General features: G+C 48.4%; 18 protein-coding genes and 1 tRNA gene. 5 read left to right on the top strand and 14 right to left on the bottom strand.

Translation table 11 applies throughout. The annotated features are described in order from the left end of the window. The first annotated feature begins 24 nt into the window (after nt 1-24). Entirely contained in the window at nt 25-1,968 is a 1,944-nt protein-coding gene (locus KDW_RS01730) for an adenylate/guanylate cyclase domain-containing protein (RefSeq protein ID WP_151754367.1), read from the top strand. Here the strand turns inward: KDW_RS01730 and KDW_RS01725 are convergent. The 8 genes from KDW_RS01725 to KDW_RS01690 form a co-directional block, all read right to left on the bottom strand. Next, entirely contained in the window at nt 1,965-2,831 is an 867-nt protein-coding gene (locus tag KDW_RS01725) for a GNAT family N-acetyltransferase (protein WP_162004861.1), read from the bottom strand. The genes KDW_RS01730 and KDW_RS01725 overlap by 4 nt on opposite strands. A gap of 192 nt (nt 2,832-3,023) precedes the next feature. Continuing rightward, complete coding sequence (locus KDW_RS01720) at nt 3,024-4,253, bottom strand: histone deacetylase family protein (RefSeq protein WP_151754365.1); 1,230 nt, start codon at nt 4,251-4,253, stop codon at nt 3,024-3,026. Nucleotides 4,254-4,344: 91 nt separating this feature from the next. Beyond that, entirely contained in the window at nt 4,345-5,208 is an 864-nt protein-coding gene (gene sucD / locus KDW_RS01715; protein ID WP_151754364.1) for a succinate--CoA ligase subunit alpha, read from the bottom strand. Between the two features lie 6 nt (nt 5,209-5,214). Further along, complete coding sequence (sucC, locus tag KDW_RS01710; protein WP_151754363.1) at nt 5,215-6,363, bottom strand: ADP-forming succinate--CoA ligase subunit beta; 1,149 nt, start codon at nt 6,361-6,363, stop codon at nt 5,215-5,217. Nucleotides 6,364-6,744: 381 nt separating this feature from the next. Then, complete coding sequence (locus KDW_RS01705; RefSeq protein ID WP_151754362.1) at nt 6,745-8,106, bottom strand: phosphohexomutase domain-containing protein; 1,362 nt, start codon at nt 8,104-8,106, stop codon at nt 6,745-6,747. A 77-nt stretch (nt 8,107-8,183) separates the two neighbouring features. Then, nucleotides 8,184-8,750: a GNAT family N-acetyltransferase gene (locus KDW_RS01700; protein WP_151754361.1), complete on the bottom strand. Its 567-nt coding sequence runs from the start codon at nt 8,748-8,750 to the stop codon at nt 8,184-8,186. Beyond that, nucleotides 8,747-9,928, bottom strand: a complete 1,182-nt coding sequence (locus KDW_RS01695; RefSeq protein ID WP_151754360.1) for a phosphopentomutase — start codon at nt 9,926-9,928, stop codon at nt 8,747-8,749. Before KDW_RS01695 ends, KDW_RS01700 begins: the two co-directional genes overlap by 4 nt. Next, nucleotides 9,925-11,133 (bottom strand): 6-phosphofructokinase, encoded by a 1,209-nt coding sequence (locus tag KDW_RS01690; protein WP_151754359.1) that lies wholly within the window; start codon nt 11,131-11,133, stop codon nt 9,925-9,927. Before KDW_RS01690 ends, KDW_RS01695 begins: the two co-directional genes overlap by 4 nt. A 248-nt stretch (nt 11,134-11,381) precedes the next feature. Here KDW_RS01690 and KDW_RS01685 point away from each other — a divergent pair, with 248 nt between their 5' ends. After that, nucleotides 11,382-12,314: a nucleoside hydrolase gene (locus KDW_RS01685; protein WP_151754358.1), complete on the top strand. Its 933-nt coding sequence runs from the start codon at nt 11,382-11,384 to the stop codon at nt 12,312-12,314. Between the two features lie 47 nt (nt 12,315-12,361). Here KDW_RS01685 and epsC read toward each other — a convergent pair whose 3' ends face one another. Continuing rightward, nucleotides 12,362-13,132 carry a serine O-acetyltransferase EpsC gene (gene epsC / locus KDW_RS01680; RefSeq protein WP_151754357.1) on the bottom strand — a complete coding sequence of 257 codons (771 nt, stop codon included), beginning with the start codon at nt 13,130-13,132 and terminating at the stop codon, nt 12,362-12,364. A gap of 270 nt (nt 13,133-13,402) precedes the next feature. Between epsC and KDW_RS01675 the strand changes: the two genes are divergently transcribed. Together KDW_RS01675 and KDW_RS01670 are read left to right on the top strand one after the other, a co-directional pair. Next, nucleotides 13,403-13,786: a hypothetical protein gene (locus KDW_RS01675; protein ID WP_151754356.1), complete on the top strand. Its 384-nt coding sequence runs from the start codon at nt 13,403-13,405 to the stop codon at nt 13,784-13,786. Nucleotides 13,787-13,931: 145 nt separating this feature from the next. Continuing rightward, nucleotides 13,932-14,009: transfer RNA gene (locus KDW_RS01670), tRNA-His, on the top strand. 168 nt (nt 14,010-14,177) lie between these two features. Here KDW_RS01670 and KDW_RS01665 read toward each other — a convergent pair. The 5 genes from KDW_RS01665 to KDW_RS01645 form a co-directional block, all read right to left on the bottom strand. Continuing rightward, nucleotides 14,178-14,969, bottom strand: coding sequence for an LLM class F420-dependent oxidoreductase (locus KDW_RS01665; RefSeq protein WP_151754355.1), 792 nt, complete (start codon nt 14,967-14,969; stop codon nt 14,178-14,180). Nucleotides 14,970-15,408: 439 nt separating this feature from the next. Continuing rightward, the gene (locus tag KDW_RS01660; protein ID WP_151754354.1) at nt 15,409-16,515 is read right to left on the bottom strand and encodes a tyrosine-type recombinase/integrase; all 1,107 of its coding nucleotides are present in this window, start codon (nt 16,513-16,515) and stop codon (nt 15,409-15,411) included. A gap of 16 nt (nt 16,516-16,531) precedes the next feature. Further along, nucleotides 16,532-17,128: a hypothetical protein gene (locus tag KDW_RS01655; RefSeq protein ID WP_151754353.1), complete on the bottom strand. Its 597-nt coding sequence runs from the start codon at nt 17,126-17,128 to the stop codon at nt 16,532-16,534. 373 nt (nt 17,129-17,501) lie between these two features. Next, nucleotides 17,502-17,762 carry a hypothetical protein gene (locus KDW_RS01650; protein WP_151754352.1) on the bottom strand — a complete coding sequence of 87 codons (261 nt, stop codon included), beginning with the start codon at nt 17,760-17,762 and terminating at the stop codon, nt 17,502-17,504. After that, nucleotides 17,756-18,046 carry a hypothetical protein gene (locus KDW_RS01645; RefSeq protein WP_151754351.1) on the bottom strand — a complete coding sequence of 97 codons (291 nt, stop codon included), beginning with the start codon at nt 18,044-18,046 and terminating at the stop codon, nt 17,756-17,758. The genes KDW_RS01650 and KDW_RS01645 overlap by 7 nt, the downstream gene beginning before the upstream one ends. 167 nt (nt 18,047-18,213) lie before the next feature. On the opposite strand from KDW_RS01645, the gene KDW_RS01640 reads away from it, so the two are divergent. Then, nucleotides 18,214-19,083 carry a hypothetical protein gene (locus KDW_RS01640; RefSeq protein ID WP_198925161.1) on the top strand — a complete coding sequence of 290 codons (870 nt, stop codon included), beginning with the start codon at nt 18,214-18,216 and terminating at the stop codon, nt 19,081-19,083. Nucleotides 19,084-19,196 lie beyond the last annotated feature (113 nt).

The raw sequence follows: 19,196 nt of genomic DNA, 5'->3' as shown, positions 1-19,196 counted from the left end.
TCTGTTTTGGAGGGAGGAATCTGCGTGATCTCGGCCGATTTATCTGGAAAAGCAGGCGATGAATTACGCATTATCAGTGAGCGGATGATCCGCGTTTCGCGCCTTATTCATGAAAGTTCTGAGAAACTAAGTATTGCCGTTGAGGGCACCTTTGCCAGTGAGGGCAGCGATCCCCGGGTGCGCTTATTGAGTGATGCCTTACATGTGAGCCGCAATGCGGATATTGAGCTCGGACGTATTTATCAGGCTATGCAGCGGGCCGTAAATACAGCGCAGGCTCCAGGTCTGGCCCGACCAGCTTTACCAGCTTCACCACCAGCGCAATCTCAGCATAAGTCCTTTGAGCATGAGCGCGAAGCGATGGTGACGAGTATTTTCAATTTAGAGCAGCAACGGAATGAGTTAGAGACTCTATCTGAAATTGCCCGTACCCTCAACTCCACCCTTGAATTTGATGAAGTATTGTCCCTGGTAATGGATCGTGTGATCCAGTTTGTCAAAGCGGAACGTGGCGTACTCATGCTGGTGAATACCAGTTCCGGTGCATCCGAACTGACAGTTGCCCGTGATAAAAATGCCAATACCATTTCAGAGAGTGCCTTTGCTACCGCTCAGATCAGCCGCCATACGATCAAAAAAGTTATTGATTCCCGCCAGCCATTGCTGACCGATGACGCCCAACTGGATGAGGGTTTAAAGGATAATCAGAGTATTCTGGTCTATGGCATCCGCTCTATCATGTGTGCGCCTTTGATCGTACGCAATAATTGCATCGGAGCGGTCTACGTTGATAGCCGCTATAATACGCGCCTCTTTAATAAGAAACACCTGGAACTCCTGCTGGCTTTCTGTAATCAGGCCGCTATTGCTATCGATAATGCGCGCCTTTTTGCTGATTTGAACCGGGCTATTCGCACGGTTCGCGAAGATAAGCAGTATATGGACAATATCTTTGGTTCTATTGCTAATGGGGTCGTTACCACCAACTCAGAGGGGATGATTACGACGTTTAATGCTGCGGCCAGTATTATTCTGCGCTTGCATCCCAATATGGTTCTGGGTAAACATTATCGTGAAGCATTCAAAATTTTGCCCCCTCAGGTAGGAATTATCGATACGCTTTATAGCGCGCAGGCTCATCATGAGCACGGTACCTTGATTAAGCAGGCTATCAACTGTAAGATTCCCGGTCGTGAGCGCGATGATATCGCCAGCTTGAATTATTATGTGAGCTCGTTGCGAGATATGCAGGGAACGCATATTGGTATAGCGCTGGTGATTGATGATCAGACCGAGTTGAAGCGCTCAGAAGCGCGGGCAAAACAAGTTCGTGGTATTTTTGAACGCTACGTTCATCCCAGTGTGGTTGAACAGTTGATCCGTGATCCAATGGCTTTACATCTGGGTGGTGAGACCAAGGAAATCTCGGTGGTCTTTGCTGATATTCGTGGATACACACGTTTGAGCGAGAATATGCACCCTGAAGAAGTAATGCACCTGATCAATCGGTATCTGAAGACGATGTGTGATGCGATCTGGGAAGAATCTGGAACACTGACGGCTTTTCAGGGAGATGCATTAATGGCGATCTTCAATGCCCCACTGGCCCAACCTGACCATGCTTTACGAGCGGTACGGGCCGCCTGGAAGATGCGGATGGCCGTGTTAGAGTATCAACGTTCACAACCGCAAGAGGTGCAAGTCTCCTTTGGGATTGGTGTCAATACGGGTCCGGCTACGGTGGGTAATGTTGGCGCGCAGGAGCGGCTACAGAATTATACCGCTATCGGCGATGCCGTTAATGTGGCTTCGCGCTTGCAAAACAATGTGTCTGATAATGATATCCTCATCAACGACACGACCTTTCAACAGGTGCAGAATAAGGTGCATACCGGCAAACCCTATGCGCTTTCGGTTAAAAATAAGAGCACGCCACTCACGGTGCGCTATCTGTTGGGTCTACCCTAAAGGCTTTTGCGCAGCACGAAGCCTTTTTGTTGCAGCCGTAAAAAGCCAAACCACTCGTAGAGGCGGTGGGCATGATAATTATCTTCCTGGGTGTTGAGCATAATACGTGAAACGCGTGCCTGTTGAAAAAAATGGATCGCCTCGGCCATCAAACGCGTGCCAACACCCTTACTACCCACAGCAGGATGAACTGCAATACGAATCAGATAGCCAAAATCATCATCCAGAGCATTAAATTGATACCCTACTACCTGTCCCGCCAATTCGGCCACTACGAAGTAAGGATGCGTACCGGCAATGTCCTGGAAGGAGATAGGATCATAGCGCCAGAGATCTTCAAAGCAGGCCACTTCGATTTTTAATAGCTCGGTTAGGTCGCGTTTGAGATCCACGGGACGGATGACCACGTCCTGGTTACCCGGGCTAGGAATCTGATAATCAAACTTGTCATAGGAATAGAGGCTACGATATGGAATAAAGCCGCGACCGAGCAGGAGGGCACGTAGCCAATCGTTGTCACTATCATTGCCTGAATAGTGCAAATAGCGTACACCTTCAGCCCGTAGATACTCATACAATTCATCGAGCAGGGTTCCAAGCACCGTTACATAATCTTTACTTGCCGTCCAACTGACACCAAAGCCGCTGAACCAGGCCAGGGGTGGATTAATAATTTGTGAGAGCAAAAATCCATAAAGGGTTGTATCATTCCACAGGCCGACAGCTGGATAGCGTTGTAATAACAAAGGGAGCTCATTGAGCGTAAAACGTTGGTAGACATACTCGGATGTACGCAAAAGCCGCTCAATGGCCGGAATATTTTCGGACCGGAGTACACGTACCTCGCGATGCTTATGTAGCATAGTTCCTCTGCCTGGGCATATACTTGAGAAGAAGAAACGGGTTCTCATCCAACCTGTTCCCCCTGGTAAGGTTCAAATTATCCTTACCTCAGTTGTAGTGTATCTCTCAATATAGTTATGAGTCAATAACGAGTAAAGGTGGTAAGAAAGGAAGATGATGAGTTGGCACCTCAACTCTTCCCTTCCTGCTAGTTATTCTTCATCCTGGCAACATGTGTTGCTATCGGTAGGAGCGGGTTCAGAGGCAGGTGTTTTGGTGATCACTGGCCCTTTGACTTCACGCAACAACTTTTCTCGGTCCGGTTTGGCCTGGTTGCGCATGCGATAGCCTGTTAGTTGATGAATACGACGTAATTCAGAGATTACCACGTCGGTATTAAGCTGGTAGTCAATATCCGGAGCCTGGCCATAATTATCGACGGCCTCGACTCCACCCAGCAATTGATTGATACTGGTAGCCACGCCAGAGGCGACGACATCCAGATCATAGCCGCCCTCCTGGACCATGATCAAACGGCCTTCGCAGAGTGTATCGGCGAGCTTGATAATAATCTCATTGAGTTTGGCAAAGCCAGCGGTCGACAGGCGCATTCCAGGCTGTACACCTGTATGTCCTTCGGCTTCTTTCCAGTGCGCATCGAAACCGGCCGAAACCAGAATCAACTGAGGATTAAAGCGATCTGCTGCTGGAGCAAGAATCTGTCGGAAAATGGGCTCATAGATTTCATAACCTGAGCCAGCTGGCAAGGCAATGTTGATCGTGGTGCCCGTGCCCGCGCCTTCTCCAAGTTCCTCTGTTTCACCAGTGCCTGGAAAGAAAGGGAACTGATGGACTGAAAAGTAGAGCACACGTGGATCGTCATAGAACATTTCCTGCGTGCCATTGCCATGGTGTACATCATAATCAATGATCATGACGCGCTCAAGCCCATAATGATCCAGGGCATAACGTGCCGCGACGGCCACATTATTAAAGACACAGAAGCCAAAACCAGCCTCTGCCACCGCATGATGTCCTGGTGGGCGCACCAGGCAGTAGGCGTTGTTGATCTCGCCCTTCATGATCGCATCCAGGGCCGTCAATGGAGCACCAGCCGCTTTGAGGGCTGCCTCATAGGTTTTGGCTGAGACAAAGGTGTCGGTACCCAGCGGCAAACTGTTCGATGTGGCCGTATCGGCATCAGCCGCAGCTGCCTGCTGACTTAATGCTTCAACCTCCTGGATATACTCACGCTCATGTACTGCTGTTAATTCTTCCATACTGGCCGCACGTGGTGCCAGTTGCACGAGTCCAGGGCGCTCAAGCCAGTTAAGCGCTTTCAGATAGCCGATAGACATCTCCATTCTCTGGGGACGTTCGGGATGTCCCTGTGGAACGTGATGTTCGAGAAATATTGGATCATAGACGAGGGCCGTTGTCATACATTTCCTTGTTCAGGCAGTCTCAAGTTGCCTGGGCGTGTTCTAGGTGGGATACCCCTGGTCGGAACCAGAGATATCCCAGCAATATGTGTTAGAGTACTTTTTTGACTAATTCAGGAATATCAAAAATGGTATCAGCGACAGGAACGCCTGCGGCCTGTAAGGCTGAGACTTTTCCTTGCGCGGTACCAGTATTGCCAGAGATGATGGCTCCAGCGTGTCCCATGCGTTTACCGGCAGGTGCGGTCCGACCTGATACAAAGGCGACGACAGGTTTGGTCATTGTTTTGATGAACTCTGCTGCGTCTTCTTCGTCGCTACCGCCGATCTCACCGCACATGACCACAACCTTGGTTTGTGGATCTTTCTCAAACAGGCTGAGATAGTCCGCAAAGGTCGAGCCAATGATTGGATCGCCACCAATACCGATACAGGTTGACTGGCCAATGCCCGCGCCTGTCAGCAAGGAGACGACTTCATAGGTCAGGGTACCTGAGCGTGAGATGAAGCCAACAGGGCCTGGATTGAAGATCTGGTAAGGGATAATACCAATCTTACCGAAACCCGGGGTACACATGCCCGGACAGTTGGGGCCGATCAAGGTTGCACCTTTTTCGCGTACGACCAGCATTGCGCGTGTCATATCTACGACTGGAATACCTTCGGTGATACAAACAATCAATTTGATACCAGCCGAGGCGGCTTCCATGATCGCATCTGCTGCACCTGCAGGCGGAACGAAGATACAACTGGCATTGGCATCCGTTGCGGCTTTCGCCTGAGCAACCGTATCAAAGACAGGAACGCCTTCGACGGTCTGACCGCCTTTAGAGGGGGTCACACCACCCACGACATTGGTGCCGGCAGCAATCATGTTGCGTGTATGATATTGGCCTTCACGACCGGTGATGCCCTGGACGATGACGCGTGTTGTGTTATCTAATAGAATACTCATAATCCCTTACAGTCCTTTTTCCGTTCGAGCTATCGCGGCTACAATCTTCTCTGATGCGTCGCGCATATCTTTACCCCAGTCCAGTCCTGCGTCTTTGAGTAAGGCGCGTCCTTCTTCGGCACCTGTTCCTGAGAGGCGGACAACGATCGGCATGCCTTTGGGAAGCTCTGCCTGGGCCATAATGACACCCTTGGCCACCTCTTCACCGCGGGTAATACCGCCGAAGATATTGACAAGGATACCTTTGACCTGGGGATCACGTGCCACAAACGTCAACGACTTATACATGACCTCGGCTTTAGCACCGCCGCCGATGTCCAGGAAGTTAGCAGGCTTACCACCGGCGCGGGCGACCATATCCAGGGTCGTCATCACCAGTCCTGCACCATTACCGATAATGCCAACATCACCGTCCAGTTTGACATAGGTCAGACCGGCCTGTTTGGCTTCATACTCTAATGGATTGGCTTCTTCTGGCTCTGCCCAGGTTGCATACTCTTTCTGGCGGAACAAGCCATTGTCATCAATGACAATTTTGCCGTCGGCAGCCAGAACCTTGCCATCGGTCGTATAGGCCAATGGATTGATCTCGGCCAGGTTGGCATCACTCTCGATGAAGGCTTTGGCCAGTGCAGCCAGAATAGCGGCTGATTGGCGTAGAATATTCGACGGGAAGCCAGCACGTGTCACAATGTCCAGGGCCTCAAAGGGTCGCAGTCCCCAGCGCATATCAATTGGTTGCTGAATGATTTTTTCGGGCGTTTTCTCTGCAACTTCTTCGATATCGATACCACCGGCGGTCGAAACCATCACAACAGGAGCCTGGGACTTGCGATCGAGGACGATACCCAGATAGTATTCATCTTTGATATCGATCTTCGAGGTAACCAGTACCTTTTCGACGGTCAGGCCTTTAATATCCATACCGAGCACGCGGGTAGCGGCCTCACGTGCCTGTTCGGGAGTATCACCAAACTGAATGCCACCGGCCTTACCACGTCCACCAACATAGACCTGGGCTTTAATCACAACTGGTTCGCCCAGTTCACGGGCAATGGCTTCGGCCTCCTCCGGCGTATGGGCAACTTTTCCGGGCTGAACCGGGATGCCATATTTCGCCAGAATATCCTTGGCCTGATATTCATGAATTTTCAAAATAGTTGCTCCTTGTGACATATGTCGTACATCTTTGTACTCCTCACTATTTTAAAGAATTGACGTATCATGCGCAAGATAAAACATAGTGCCTGCAAGGCGTGTGAAACGTCTTGATGTGACCAGAATGGGGAATACAGAGGGATACCTCTGAAGCTTATGGCACATACGCAATTCTTTGGGCATCTATGATTTCTTTATGCTTCGATCTGCTGTCATTATATGACCCAGGTCATACCTCGTCAATAAATAAATTGGCTGTCTGATGGTTTTTTTGAGTATCCGCTTGTTTTTTGCCAGTGATCTGTGAATATCCATCATAACCGGGATAGGCTTGATAGCTCGATGGAGCAAGCTATCAAGCCCATAGTTACACGTTTTTTAGCCACGGATAAAAGCGAGGACTTCGTCACGCTTCTGTTCTAACTGTGCCTGATTCTTCGCTTCAACATTCAGACGCAGGAGTGGCTCGGTGTTGGATGGACGAACATTGAACCACCAGTCGCCATAATCCACGGTCAGACCATCCAGTTTATCAATGGATTTTGCCGTTTTACCGAAGTGTTCCTCCAGTGCCTTGAGTTTGGATGTTGTGTCGCTGACCGTGCTGTTGACTTCACCACTGCGTACCCACTGATCCAGCGGCTTGATGATTTCGGATAAAGGTTTATCCTCGACTGAAATCAGCTCAAGCATGATCAACAGGGCAATCAGACCGGAATCAGCGAACCAGTTGTCGCGGAAGTAGAAGTGGCCGGAATGCTCACCGCCGAAGATGCCATTGGCTTTGCGCATATCTGCTTTGATGAAGGAGTGGCCAACGCGTGTGCGCAGTCCCTTGCCTCCGAGCTTCTCGATCAGCTCTGGCACGCTTTTAGAAACGATCAGGTTATAGAGAATAGTCGAACCGGGTTGTTTCTGGAGCAGGCTGTTGGTGACCGCCAGGGTGACCATGGAGCCGTCGACCAGGTTGCCATGCTCATCAACCGGGAACATGCGGTCGGCATCGCCATCAAAGGCTGCTCCGACATCAGCGCCTACTTCGCGAACCTTCTTCTGGACATCCACCATATTTTCAGGCTCAATCGGACTGGCTGGATGATGTGGGAAGGTGCCATCAAGTTCAAAGTATAATGGAACCAGTTCGCAGGGCAGGTGTTTGAAGACGCGAGGCATGATCAGACCGGACATACCGTTACCGGCGTCGATGACGACTTTGAGGGGTTTGAGTTTTTTGACATCGATGAAAGAAAGGGCATGCTGGACATAATCGTCGATGACATCACGCTGGCTCACTTCACCTTTTTTCGTCGATTCAGCAAAATTGCCACTTACGGCCAGGTCGCGGATATCTCCCAGTCCGGTATCCAGACTAATTGGAAATGCCTCGGCGCGGCAGAATTTGATGCCATTGTATTTGCCAGGATTATGAGAAGCGGTGACCATCGCACCAGCGGCATACTTGAATTTTCCAACCGCGAAATAAAGTCCGTCTGTGGTGATTTGTCCCAGATCAATAACATTGACGCCCTGGTCACTGATACCACGAATCAGCGCCTCGGCGATCTGTGGGGATGAAACGCGCATGTCGCGACCAACAGCGATTTCAGATACATGTAAGTATTGGGCGGCTGCGCGTCCAATACGATAGGCTGTCTCCGCGTGTAATGTTTCACCGTAGACACCACGCACATCATATGCTTTAAAGATGGATGGATCAACGGTTGTATTAGAGGTATTCATGGTTATTTATGAGCCTTCCCCTGTTGGGAGTATCAAGGTCTCGCGACAAGAGAAAACTCATCTCCTTTCTTAACTGTTTACAGGATATGTTTTTTCCATATTTCCAGTAGTACCCATGGTTCGCCCGTACTGCGGGGATCGTAGATGCGTCCAACCTCGACAAAGCCGGCTTTTGCAAAGGCTCGTCGAGAGGGATGATTGGCTAAAGCAGTTTCTGCATAGACGCGTCGAATGCCAGGTAGAGTAAAGAGATGTTGCACCAACGTGCTGATCGCCTCTGGTCCATATCCTTTTCCCCAGCGCGTCTTCTCGCCGAGTCCCAGGCCGACTTCGACCTGACCCAGTCGGTTATCAACATTGAAGTATGTGATGGTGCCGATAGGGCTTTTTGTTTCGTCTTCAATGATAAACCAGAACTGGCGTCCATTGCCACGGACATAGTTGCGCTCAAAGATGGGCAAAAATTCGCCCATCGTACGTGAATATGGTCGATGAATGTCGTAGCGCCAGACCTCATCATCGCGTTCCCAATGAAAGACGAACTCGGCATCTTTCATATTTGGCCGGCGTAGTTGGATGCGTTCACCTTGCATGAATGCTCCCTGTGCTACACCAACTTTGTTATCCCGTTGTAGCTCTGTCATACCAACCCCAATATGCGTGCGAAACTGGTTCCAGCGGTCAGGGCTTCTACACCAAAGGCTTCGGCTAACGTTTGTCCTAGATCGGCAAAGGTTGGGCGTACTCCCAGATCAACCCCGGCACGAATCGGCTCTCCATAGGCAAGCAATGGGACACATTCTCGTGTGTGATCGGTCCCACGATAGGTAGGGTCAACACCATGATCGGCTGTAAAGAAAAGCGCGTCTCCAGGCCGCATCCGCTGTTGTAGTTGTGGTAACCACTGATCAACATCGCGTAAAGCCCGGGCGTATCCCTGACTGTCTCGTCGATGTCCCCATAACATATCAAATTCTACCAGATTGACAAAAAGTAGTCCTGTAAAATCTTTCTCAAGCCAATTAAGTGTTGAATCCATGCCTTCGTGATTTGTTTCGGTATGGTCGCGTTGCGTTAGGCCGCGTCCAGCAAAGAGATCCTCAATTTTTCCCAGGCCAATTACATCCTTGCCTGCATCTTTAAGGCGATCCAACAATGTAATGCCAGTAGGGGCTAATGAGAAATCCCGGCGATGCTCGGTACGCTGAAACGCACCGGGTGTACCAATAAAAGGACGCGCGATAACTCGGCCGACCGCGTGATCGCCTGTAAGCATACTACGGGCCACCTCACACATCTGATACAACTCTGTGAGTGGAATGACCTCTTGATGGGCTGCGATCTGAAAGACGCTATCAGCCGAGGTATACAGGATAGGATAGCCGGTGCGTACGTGTTCCTCGCCGAGCTCTTTAATGATTTCAGTGCCTGAGGCCACCTTGTTGCCAATGACTTTGCGTCCAATGGCTTGCTCGAAGGCGGTGACAACCTCGGTTGGAAAGCCGTGTGGATAGGTTGGGAGGGCTTTGGAGAGCACGACTCCTGTCATTTCCCAGTGTCCGGTTGTGCTATCCTTGCCGGCGGCTGCAGACGCCATGCGTCCATATGATCCAACAACCTCTTGCCGGGCGGGTGTGCCGAGGATCGGTGTAATATTGCCGATACCCAGTTTCCCTAGATTGGGCAGTTCCAGGCCGCCGATGGCCTGGGCGCAATGTTCGAGCGAGCTTGCTCCCTCGTCCCCATAAGCATGGGCATCAGGATTCTCGCCCGCGCCAACACCGTCTAAAACTATCAGGATTGCTCGCGTTAACTGTGTCATTGCCTTATCCTCGTCATTTCCAATTGAGTATGGTGTACCAGCGGTTCACCAATCAGGGGTAACGCGTACTCATAAAAAGCCTGTGTCACCATGGTTTTGTCTGCATTCAGATATTCATCTGGCATCAGGCGCTGGACATTTGCCACCTGGCCTAAATCTGCCAGTCCTGTGGTGCAGTGATAGCCTGCCTGGTTTTCACGTACCAACGTTATCATCTTATCACTTTCACCAGCAAGCAGGGCTTGAACACCCATCTTACCAGCCAGGTAGGCTTCATCGCGATCAGGGCTAGAGATATGGGCAGAAGACATGCGTTGTAGATCGCCGGGTTTGTCGAAGCGAGCACGGATCTTCAGTTCACGCTTGACCAACTCAACTAAATATTGGGCGGCTCCACTGAGGAGGGGATGGTGAAAGGCATCCATACCGGCCTGTCCTGCAGTCCCCAGTGCCTGACCCCTGGTATCCCGAATGGCCTCGGCAGCCACCACAATCACATAGCCAATGCGCTTATAGATCGCCTCAACCTGTGTCAGGAAATATTCTTCCTGAAAAGGTTGCTCAGGAAGCAGCAGGATGTGTGGCGCATCGTCTTCATGGCGTTTTCCCAGGGCAGCCGATGCAGTCAGCCAGCCAGCATCTCGACCCATCGTCTCAATCACTTTAACTGGATAGTGCCAGGGGATTGAGAGCGTGTTCATTGTGGAGTCCTGGGTGGCCTGGGCCAGAAAGCGTGCGGCGCTACCATAGCCAGGACAGTGATCAGTGAATGGTAGATCATTATCGATGGTTTTAGGAATGCTGATAATGAAGAGCTCATAGTTCGCTTGCTGTGCCGCCTGGGCCAGTTGATGAGCGGTGTCTGCCGAATCATTGCCACCGATATAGAGCATATAGCGGATATCGTAGCGGCGCAAAATTTCAATGGTGCGTTCCAGGTCGTGTTCTTGCAGTTTATAGCGGCAAGAGCCCAGGGCCGCGGATGGTGTATGTAAGAGCTGTGACCACACAGAGTTCGGTTGATTGCTTAAGTCGATGATATCTTCCTTGAGTAGACCCTCAATGCCATGATGCATCCCGTAAATGCCACCGATGCGTTGATCAGTAAGCGCGGCCTCAACGGCTCCTACGAGGCTGGCATTAATCACAGCGGTTGCCCCGCCGGATTGTCCGATAATCAAATTTCCCGGTTGTTTTGATGACAATGCAATACCCTCTATTTTTCAAGTAGCTGTCGCAGCTATGGTTTTCCTGGGTCATTATAACAATGCTACCGGTTTGCGTCGAGTGCTAATTGCCATGCCAGTTAGCACTCGTTGGAAATGATAGTGCTCAGATCTTGAGTTGAAATCGCTTTCCGAGCATGTTACGATTGATCATACACGCTCTTGTACCTCAGACAGCGATCATTGTAGTTATATCAATGATGATCTATATTTCGAAGGATAGATGTATGAGACAGAAGCTGATCCTGGATTGTGATCCGGGGCATGATGATGCCATTGCGCTCCTGCTAGCGGCCCGGCATCCAGCGCTGGAATTGCTGGCGATTACCACGGTAGCTGGCAATCAGTCGGTTGAGAAAACCTCTCTGAATGCGCTGAAGGTGTGTTCCCTGGCAAAGATCCTGGATGTACCTGTGGCTAAAGGAATGAATCAGCCCTTGATACGTCCTGCCCGCCATGCTGCTGATATCCATGGAGATACGGGTATGGATGGTCCTGAGATGCCTGCCCCTACGTGTTCCCTGGCTCCACAGCATGCTGTTGACCTGCTGATCGACCTGCTTTTACACTCGGCCGGGGATATCATATTGGTACCGACTGGACCGCTGACGAATATTGCCGCAGCTATCCGTCGTGAGCCGGCTATTCTGCCGAAGATCCAGGGTATTTCTTTGATGGGGGGAGCAATCAGTGTCGGTAATGTCACTGCCAGCGCCGAATTTAATATCTGGGCTGATCCGGAAGCGGCGGAACTGGTATTTGCCTGTGGTCGGCCAATTACAATGGTTCCGTTGGAAGTAACTCATCAAGCGTTAGCCACCGAGGAAATTATGCAGCGCCTGCACACGTTGCCCGGTCCGGTTCCTGCCTTTGTCGCTGATCTCTTGCACTATTTTGCTGATTCGTATCGCCAGGTTTTTGGTTTTCCCGCACCCCCCATTCATGATCCGTGTGCCGTGGCGGCGATCATTGATCCAGATGTGATCGCCTTTAAAGAGATGCATGTCGCTATTGAGTGTAGAGGGCACTGGACCGAGGGACGTACTATTTGTGATATCTATGGGAAGTCTGGATTTTCTCCCAATGCACGTGTTGGTTATGCCCTCTCTTTTGAGCGCTTCTGGTCTTTATTGCTGGATACTTTGCAATTATATGAGTAAGGCCTGCTACCAGAGTTTGGTGCTACTGTCGATTTAGCTGATTGAAATTAGATTTGATAATCCATCTCCCAGGGATCTTTTCCATTCCAGCCCTGCGTCAGTTCCTGATGAGTTTCCAGTGTCTCGCCACCCTTAACAAGCAGCTCAGCTGGTTTGGAAACTACCACTGAATTAGCTGGAACAGATTCCAACACCAGGGTCATACCTCCGATTTTACTGCCTTTACCGATCGTAATAGGTCCGAGCAGCGCAGCTCCAACGCCGATGGTGACATCATCTTCGATGGTTGGATGTCGCTTCTGCTGCTTGCGGAATGGATTAGGCCTCCACCAGCCTGTGGCTCCCAATGTAACCTGATGATAAAGCATCACATTGTTGCCAATCACTGCCGTCTCGCCAATCACGACACCAGCTCCATGATCAATAAAAAAGCGTTTGCCGATCTGTGCACCAGGATGAATCTCAATACCTCCAGTCAGGAAGCGTGCAAACTGGGAGATCAGGCGCGGAACAAAAGGGATATGAGCTTGATAGAGGGAGTGGGCCAGGCGATGAAACAGGACTGCCCAGAAACTCTGATAAAGAAGTGCTTCAAACACGCTTTTGCAAGCTGGATCTTTCTCAAAGATTACATCGATGGCGTCAGGCCAGATTGTTTTCTTGCGTGGTGTTTTTGCGGGCACTGGAATAAAAATACCGGGAGGAAGTTCTGGCAATGCTGCCAGTTCTTCTCCTTCGATCGAAAGCTGCTGATCGTCTTCTTGTGTGCTCTCAGGAATGCCTGTCCCTTTTGAAACACTGTTTGGTCCCTGTGACATACCTGTGTTTGTCCTTTTCTCTGGATGGCCAATTTTTATTGTGTGTCTTCTCTTTGGAGTGTAGGACAGGGATTTCTGCTTGTCAAGTGTGTTTCGATCCCTGATTTCGTGCAGCAAAAAATTATAAGGATTTCTGTGTTCTATTTCTTTTGATGGTACCGGCCAGATAGTGTTTTTTTTGACAGGGCGATACACTGTGCTATATAAATAGGGACGTTGATCTGTTTATTCTATCTGCATAATCATATTCTATATGGAAAAGAGAGTGCCATGAAATTAACTACCTCTTCGCGGCCGCGCAGCATCGCAACATTTGCTATTTTTGAGTTGATGGGTAGCCTCGGCTGTCTTGTCCTGTTACCTTTTACTGTACCTGGCTCGCGTGATTTTATTGCCTTATTGATTGGGGCGCTACTGGGCTTTGTTGTGGTCTATGGCTTATGGACAGTTAAATATTGGGCTTACTGGGCAACTGTCGCATATGAATGTAGTGAGGTTCTTTATGAGGCTTTCTTGCTGAGCCAGCCTGAATACAGATCGCTTATCCACATGTTTGGACCAATTTTTGGTATCCTGATGAGTGCGCTTGCCCTCGGCTACCTGTTTCTGGATCGCTCAATCAAGCCAGTATTCAATCGTACAGCCATTTCGTAGGCAGCCTGGCTTCAAAAAAATCTGGAGAAATCTGCTAGCTCATCCAATTTTACGATTTTTTTGAAATTGTGGTGTTTAGGTATTGACAACTCGCAAGCAGTCCGGTATACTGTCGAAGTGCTAAGAAATGAGCACACAAAACTGTGGTGACCGTAGCTCAATAGGCGGAGCTCTGGATTGTGGCTCCAGTGGTTGTGGGTTCGAGCCCCATCGGTCACCCCCAAAAAAGCGCTATATCTCTAACAGGTATAGCGCTTTTTTTATATGCATTTTCACTCCAGAAAACGCTCATGGAAGTTAATGTAAAATGCACCATGGCATAAAAATAAAGACCACATGACTAAACATGCAGTCATGTGGTCTTCGTGTATACGATCTGGAATAGAAAAGATTAGCGACGTGAGTCGCGCCAGCGAACCAATTTTTCGACGGCTTCAAAGTCCCATGGGGCACCCATACCCAGAATCAACTGACTGACTCCGGCATTGACGAGTGCATCACGAGCCTGATCGCTATCCTTAGCATCGGTTCCACAGGTGCGTTCAATCTCAGCAGGATTGCGTCCTTCCTGAGCACACCAATCGTCCAGAACTTTCATTTTGTGGGTGATAGTCTCGGCGTCACCAAAACCGTGCCACATGTCCGCATATTTGGCGGTGATGCGCAGCGTTTTCTTTTCGCCACCTCCACCGATTAATATCGGCACATTACCATGCACAGGTTTGGGAACATCAACTTCCCAGCGTTTTTTGATGGTCGCTAATCCCTCTTCGAGAGCCTGCAGGCGACTACCTGCGGTACCGAAATCATAGCCATATTCTTTATAATCGCGCTCAAACCAGCCAGCACCAATACCCAGGATCAAGCGACCATTCGTGATATGATCAAGTGTCTTGGCCATATCTGCCAGCAAAGCAGGATTGCGATACGTATTGCAGGTTACCAGACAGCCGATTTGAGCCTTACTGGTCAGCATACCCATAGCGGTCAACAGGGTCCAGCCCTCAAAATGATTTCCTTGTGGATCTCCATACAGAGGGAAAAAGTGATCCCAGTTCCAAATGCTATCTACGCCGATTTCTTCAACGCGTTTAACCGCCTTAGCGAAATCTTCATAGGAAGTATGCTGGGGGTGAAGCTGAACACCGACTTTTAATGGATATTTTTTCGTTGTCTGTGACACGTGATATACCCTTTCTTAACTATTAGCAGTATGGAAATGTCCATACATCTCTGATTGTATGCACGTTTTCATACGGGTTACAAGTTTCGCTGAATGCCATCGAGAACGCCGCTCATCAAAGGCGAGTACAACTGGCCCATCACGAGGTAGAAAAGGATGCGTTGAAATAGACTGGCTTTTTGCGCTTATAATAAAAGTTGAGTTTGAATGAAAGGAACTATTTATCATATGGAACCCAGAATTTTGATCCGCAAAGATCCCATTCGTTGGGGAATTTTGAGTTCGGCTAATATTGGCCTCAAAATGAACTAAAAGAATTGCCTATGAATCCCCTCTAGAAGCGCGTTCAGCGTTAAAAATGAAGTAAGCCCAATCCTCAATATGTACCAAGGATCAAGCTTAATGTTAGAGTTAACCCAATATTAGATTTAAAACTTTACTATTTTTTCGACTGCTTACCACCCCTGGCAGCCTTACGCCATTCCCTCATCTGCTCACGCCTAGTCTTAACCGAATGATGCATACTCAAATTATCAACCGGAGAATGTTGAGCATAAAGAGTCACGTTGTCCTGCTCAGCTAAATGCACATACACCTCTATCATCTCCCAAGTCTCATGACCCAGGAATCCTTTAAGAGCAATTGTAGGCAAACCTTGTTTAATACAATTGACAGCAAACCAATGGCGGCAAGTATGAGGACTCACACGTTTGTCTGGAATATCTGCAACAATTTTTAAGCGTGCAAACATGTCCCAAACAGCACCAACACTTATAGACCCACCAAAGACATTCAAGAAAACGTGCTCGTCGCCATCCTCAGCAGGCATACCACGCCAGTACTTAATGTATGTGTTCAAATGCTGCTTAGCCACCTTACCAAAGGGTATATGGCGCTCCTTAGCACCTTTACCACGGATATAGACCATACCCGTATCCCAATCAATATCTGAAAAGAGCACGCCGCATAGTTCAGAAACGCGAACACCAGTCGAGAGCAAGAACCACAGAATTGCCCGATCACGAGCCGCCAATGCCTTACGCTCATCTGGAGAATATCCATTGTGATTAGCACCTGTACGCTCACAAGCAACATCCATACGCTTTAACTCATCATCAGTAAAAACGCGAATAAGAGTCTTAGTAGCTTTAGGCTCTTTAAGTTGAGCAATAGGATTAACTTGCAAATGATCATGTTGAACAAGCCAATGGAAAAACGCTATCACACAACGTGTAAAAGCCTGTACAGAACGAGAACTATAAGGCTTACCCCATGAGTTATTGACCGACCGGATATGAGCCAGCCAACCCAGGACAGCCACCTCCTCTACTTGATCAATTGTTTTATAGTGGTAATTCGTTGAAAGATAGTTTAAAAGCTTACGCAAAGGTCCACGATAGTGAATCGATGTATTCTTAGAGTGTCCTCTTGCATCATGAGAGAGGAGGAAGACCTCTAAAGCCTCATGCAATGTCAAGCCAGATCCTACAGTATGATCAGAAGGCATAGAGCCATCAACCTTACGACGACGTTTCGTATACTTCATAAGCAGCACCCCTATACTACTTTCTACCAGCCCGAAGGCGGCCAGCTGGAGCGGTTGACGAAACAGGAGCAGAGACAAGGAGCGGAGCCACCAGAGCGCAGAGCATCACTATTCCGGCCAGAGCGTCATCACGCTGTGAGATCGCCAAGCCAGAGAGCCAGCCCACCAACTCACCAACCCGATAGGAGAGCGGCACCTCTAGATGAAGCTCGACATCAGGAACACGTACCACGCTATCCAGGTATTGAAAAATGTCATGTCGTGAGAAACGGCGGGGAGCACGCATCACCTCTACTCCATCATCACCCAGGATATACATATCAAAGCGATACCAGAACCGACCAACTGGACGCGCAGCCAGGAATAAAGCATCTTGCTCAAGATGTGCCAGTTGCCAAGGCAGAGATAGATAACATGGCTTACTGCTTTCAATATCACTCACCATCCAACGTAACAGAATAGGAATCAACCGTTCACACTGTTGATAAAATGCTTGTTCCTCTTGATCAATCAACTCTCTAGCTATATTTTCAAGTGCCTCTTTTGCTTTAACATTCCCACCATCTGCAAGTTGAACGAGCGTCAGAAGCGCAGCCGGAATAGTTTTTTCCATAAAAATCACCTTTCAAAATGAGAAGAGAATATAACTAAAAAACCCATCTATGTAAATGGCACACCACGTGTTACTAGTTTCGTGGTGTGCGATGCTACCAACACTGATAGCACCGCATAAAAACTCATCTACTCAACGGTCGGCGTTGCCTATTCGGCGTTACCTATTTGGCGTCATTCTTAGACCATCTACCAACAACTAGGAGCAACAAGCCAGAGGTCTAAGGCCACCAGCTACAACACAGTAAAGGGAGTAAAGGAAATCAATTTCTTTTGTGTCTCGTTGCCGAGCAAAGCAGCATACCCCAACATTCCAGACATTGAGCAGTACGCGCCCTGGCGTGCTGACGTGCTGGCGTGCAAGAAGTTCACCATTAAGCGCACAACTCAGTACAGTCAATATAGGTGAGACGGAAGGATAACAAACGAGCGTCTTGCATGCAGAAAGTTAAAGCATCCTGATGAGACTCAAAACTTACCAGGACACCATCAAGTAAGATTGACTCATAGACACCATACTCAAAGATATCCAGAAACCGAACAGGATAAAAGCGACCATCCTTGCCAGGAAAGACCAGATGTACAGATGGAGGAGCGATACATTGAGCAGCCACATGGGCGGAAGTACCTAACATGCAACACCCCCTATTACAAATGCATTGAGAGAGGCAGCTAAACGGTCAGCATCAGACTTGCGTGAGAAGGCAACAGGTTCACCTGTGCGACGCCCTGTGTGGAGCTTATAACAGAGTTCATTGTTATCATCCAGGTAAGCAAGCAAGATATACCAACTGTTATAGGTGCTACCTATGGAGCTATCACTATCGCGAACACAATGCACTGTATAGAGCGCATCAAAACAAGGGCCAGCAATACCAGGAATGAATAAAGGTACTCGACTTTTTTGTTGTGCTTGCATGCTAACATCCTCTCTTGCATTGAAAAGTTATCTAAGTTATCCAACTTATTTAATATTATATCTGCCCTGCATAAAATTGTCAAGTTAGCTAAGATTGCAAATTCCTCCAACATAATGGTAAAATAGAAACAGAGGCTTAAATATTAGGAAGCGAAGGAGCAAAACAAATGGCAATCAAGGAAAGTAAAGACTACTACACAGCCGCACAAACAAAGAAAATTTTGGGTATCACAGATGGAATGTTATATAACTACATTGATAACGGAGCCTTGACAAGAATAATCCCTCCAGGCAGAAAACAAGGTGTATACAGCAGAGGCGAAGTAGAGAGATTAGCGCGAGAGCTACAAACTTTCATTCTACAGAGAAATCATCTCCATGCCATTATCAAAAGAGTCGAGAATAGAGAAGAGATGAGGGCATGTTTAGAGATCAGCCAGGAATTGTTTGGTCTAGAGAGAGGCGATATAGAAGCAAGGTTAGATAGTAGAATGAATGTGCTCAAAGCTAATCCAGAAACATACTACTTGCTAAAGGACGACTATCAAGTAATTGGATACTTTTCTATCATGCCACTTAAAAAAGGCAAATTAGAAGGAGTCCTTGGACAGACCTTACCCGTAAAAATAGATACAGAAGATATAGCAAAATTTGATAGTGGCAAGCAGGTTGAATTATATTTAACTGCAATGGGAGTTAGCCCTAAGTTCAAAACAGATGAGAAAAGAGTATACGGATCCAAGTTAATTAGCGGCCTGGTCGAATTGATAATAGACTTAGGGAAACGAGGTGTGATCATAGAGCGTATAGCAGCCAGGAGTAATATGCCAGATGGCATAAGGCTAATGAAACATATAGGTTTTACAGAGGTAAGGCCTTTAACGCCAGAGAGAAGAACCTTTATTATCGATGTTGAACCATCAGGCATACCATTTGTCCTGCAATACAAAAAAGCGTTAGAAGAAAGCAGCATGTCGACAGAGCTGGAACAACAGCCAGAAAAGGTAGCAAAAAAGCGCAGCCGGAGCCGCTCTTAAAGTTAGCAAAGTTAGCCAAATTTAATAATTTAAATTTGGTGTACTACATCAGTAAATGTGCTTATCAAGCTTCATGTAGAGCCAATCAAGCAACATCAGCTTGAAAATGGCCC

It is taken from the genome of Dictyobacter vulcani, assembly GCF_008974265.1.
Classification (GTDB): Bacteria; Chloroflexota; Ktedonobacteria; order Ktedonobacterales; family Ktedonobacteraceae; genus Dictyobacter; species Dictyobacter vulcani.
This window is presented reverse-complemented; position numbering and strand designations above follow the sequence as displayed.